The sequence below is a fragment of the Duganella callida genome (assembly GCF_004614165.1).
GTDB classification, from domain to species: domain Bacteria; phylum Pseudomonadota; class Gammaproteobacteria; order Burkholderiales; family Burkholderiaceae_D; genus Rugamonas; species Rugamonas callida.
On sequence record NZ_SPVG01000149.1, the window covers coordinates 1 to 3,079 of the forward strand.

Genomic DNA, 3,079 nt, shown 5'->3' on the forward strand with positions numbered 1-3,079 from the left:
GATGGCGCGAGCGCGCCATCGCCGCGCTGGACGCGCGGGCGCTGGCCGGCAACGCCCGCCGCGCCGAGGCGCTGGCGCTGCTGAAGGACAGCTGGAGCGGCAGGGCCAGCGTCGATTCGGTCGGCTACCGCATCACGCGCGCCTTCATGTACGCGGTGTATGACCTGTGCTACGACGGCGCCAACGGCGAGCTGGCGCGGATCGATCCGAAGGCCAGCATGGCGGCGGTCAGCGCGCGCTGGCCGGTGGTGCTGGCGCGATTGCTCGACCAGCAGCCGGCGGCCTGGCTGCCGCCGCAGTATGCCAGCTGGCAGGCGCTGGAACTGGCGGCGCTGGACCGCGTCATCGCCGATCTGACCAGGGATGGCCAGCCGCTGTCCCAGGCCACCTGGGGCCAGCGCAATACCGCCGCCAGCGCCCATCCGTTCGCCGCCGTGGTGCCGCTGCTGGGCAAATTCCTCAAGGTGGCGCCCGACCTGCTGCCCGGCGACCAGCACATGCCGCGCGTGGCCGGACCGGCCTTCGGCCAGTCGGAGCGCATGACGGTGTCGCCCGGTCACGAGGCGCAGGGCATCTTCAACATGCCGGGCGGCCAGAGCGGCCACCCGCTGTCGCCGTACTTCCTCGACGGCCGCGCCGACTGGCTCACCGGCCGGGCGGCGCCGCTGCTGCCGGGGCCGGCGCAGCATACGCTGACGTTCGTGCAGTAAGCGGCCCCAGGCCGAACAGCGGGCGCAGCACGGCGACGCGCCGCACCGCCTCGAACAGGCCGAAGCTGAGGGCCAGGGTCAGCACGATCAGTACCGCGCCTTCGGCCGCCGGCGCCAGCTGCACCGGCTTGAGCCAGTGCGCCATCACCACGATCAGGGTCTGGTGCGCGATGTAGACCGGGAATACCGCCTCGGTCAGGTAGCGGCGCTTGGCGCCGTCGACGTTCAGGTGGCGCTGGCCGAAGCCGCACACGGCCAGCACCGGCGCCCACTGGCAGGTGGCGTACACCACGCGCATCAGCGGCCGCCATTGCAGCACCTCGGGCGTGGCGGCCAGCGCGTCGGGAATCGACCAGTAGCACAGCACCAGCGCCCAGCTGGCCAGCCACAGCGCCAGGCTGGTGAAGCGCAGCGCCGCGACCCGGGCCCAGAAACCATCCTGCAGCGCCAGCAGCGCGCCCAGCCCGAACAAGAAGAAGTACTGCGCGTGGTTGTACCAGTCGTCGGCCAGCGCATGGGTGGCGGGAAAACGGTCGGCCAGCGCGATGCGCGCCAGCGCCAGCACCGCCACCGGCAGCGCGATGATCTTCCAGCCGACCAGCAGGCGGCCCAGTGCATCGCCGGCGCGCGCCCGGCGCGCGCCGCCCAGCAGCCAGGCCAGCAGGCCGCCGACCATGGTGTAGACCCATAGATAGGCCACGAACCACAGGTGATTCCAGGTCGGCAGGATCAGGCAGTCGTCGCCGCGGCAGAAGCCGTGGTAGCCGCGCAGGTACAGCCGCATGAATTCCGCATAGCTGCCCGGGTAGGCGATTTTTTCGACCACCTCGTAATACGATTGCGGCGGCACGATCACCAGCATGCCGAACAGCAGCGGCACCAGCAGGCGCCAGCTGCGCTGGCGCAGCAGCGCGCCGACGCTGAATTTTTTCAGCATGAAGGCGGTGGCGACACCGGAGATCATGAACAGCAGGCCCAGACGCCACGGCGAGGACAGGAGCATCAGCGGTTCGAGGGCGTGGCCGGCGTACGGGCTTTTCACGTGCCAGTCCCAGCTCACGTAGTACATGCCGGTGTGGTAGAAGATCAGGACGAAAAAGGCCAGGATGCGTATCCAGTCGAGGAAGTAGTGGCGTTGCGCGGGCATGGTGGGCTCCTTGTTGGTGACGCCAGATTAGGCGCGCCGGCCGCCGCCGTCCACGACGATGGGGCGAGCCGGGCGCCGCGCGGGGCGAACCGGCGCTGGGAGCGGCGGCCGGCATCGGGTAAGATGCTGGTTTCCCGCAAGTCGCCCCGCCACCGATGCGTTTATCAATCCGAGTTGTAGCCGCCGCTGCGGTGGCGCTGTATTGCCGCGTGCCGGCGCTGGCCGCGACGGCGGACGGCACGGCGCCCATCATCGCCATGCAGCACGCCAGCTGGACGGCGGCGGCCGGCGCGCCCACCGGCATCAACGCGATCACGCAGACGCCGGACGGCTGGCTGTGGATCGGCAGTTCGGCGGGCCTGTTCCGCTTCGATGGCGTGCGCTTCCAGCGCGCGGCCGGCGCGCTGGCGCCGCTGTCGTCCAGCGTCGCCAACCTCGGGCTGCTGCCCGACGGGACGCTGTGGATCGCCTACAAGTTCGGCGGCGCCAGTCTGCTCAAGGACGGCGTGATGCGCCATTACCGCGTGGGCGAGCACGGCACGCCGGCCGGCAGCATCTCCCGCATCGGCCGCGACGCCGATGGCCGCCTGTGGCTGGGCGGCAAACAGGGCCTGCTGCTGCAGGGCGCGGACGGCGACTGGCGGCCGCCCGCCGCGCACTACGCCGCGCCGCAGGTCGACACCGACGACATGCTGCTCGACCGCGACGGGGTGTTCTGGGTGCGCACCAATTACGCCGTCTACGCGCTGCCCAGGGGCGCGGCCAGCTTCGCACTGCGCCGGCGCGTGGCCGGCTACGGCGCGCTGGCCCAGCATCCGGACGGCAGCGTGTGGACTTCGGACCTGATGCGCCCCGGCCTGCATCGGCTGGCCGGCGTCGGCGACGAGCGCGCCTGGCGCAGCGGCGACAAGCTCAGCGCCTTTCTGTTCGACCATGACGGCGCCCTGTGGCAGCCCGATTACGCCGGCGTGGCGCGGGTGCGCGCCGGCGCGGCGCCGCAGCGCACCGGCGCCGAACACGGCTTGTCCGGTCTGCATGGCTTCGCGGTGTTCGAGGACCGCGAGCGCAACATCTGGATCGGCACCGAAAATGGCCTGGACCGGTTCAGCCACTACCGGCTGCGGCCGCTGGCGCTGCCACGCTACATCGCCGGCGCGCGGCCGCTGGCGCTGCGCGCCGCCGGCGGCGTCTGGATCGGCGTGCCGGCCCTGGCCGTCAACTA

At 71.6% G+C, this 3,079-nt stretch carries 3 protein-coding genes; 2 read left to right on the forward strand and 1 reads right to left on the reverse strand.

Translation table 11 applies throughout. The features are described 5' to 3' along the window. Positions 1-710 (forward strand): penicillin acylase family protein (locus E4L98_RS14760; RefSeq protein WP_167761336.1); only part of this gene is annotated, 710 nt, incomplete at its 5' end. Here the strand turns inward: E4L98_RS14760 and E4L98_RS14765 are convergent. Next, positions 646-1,857, reverse strand: a complete 1,212-nt coding sequence (locus E4L98_RS14765; RefSeq protein ID WP_135202316.1) for an acyltransferase family protein — start codon at positions 1,855-1,857, stop codon at positions 646-648. The genes E4L98_RS14760 and E4L98_RS14765 overlap by 65 nt on opposite strands. Positions 1,858-2,012: 155 nt before the next feature. On the opposite strand from E4L98_RS14765, the gene E4L98_RS14770 reads away from it, so the two are divergent. After that, a partial coding sequence (locus E4L98_RS14770; protein ID WP_443093088.1) for a ligand-binding sensor domain-containing protein occupies positions 2,013-3,079 on the forward strand: 1,067 nt, incomplete at its 3' end.

Excerpts from the sequence above, each read along its gene's own strand:
- E4L98_RS14765 (WP_135202316.1), bottom strand. The coding sequence starts at position 1,857 with ATGCCCGCGCAACGCCACTACTTCCTCGACTGGATACGCATCCTGGCC.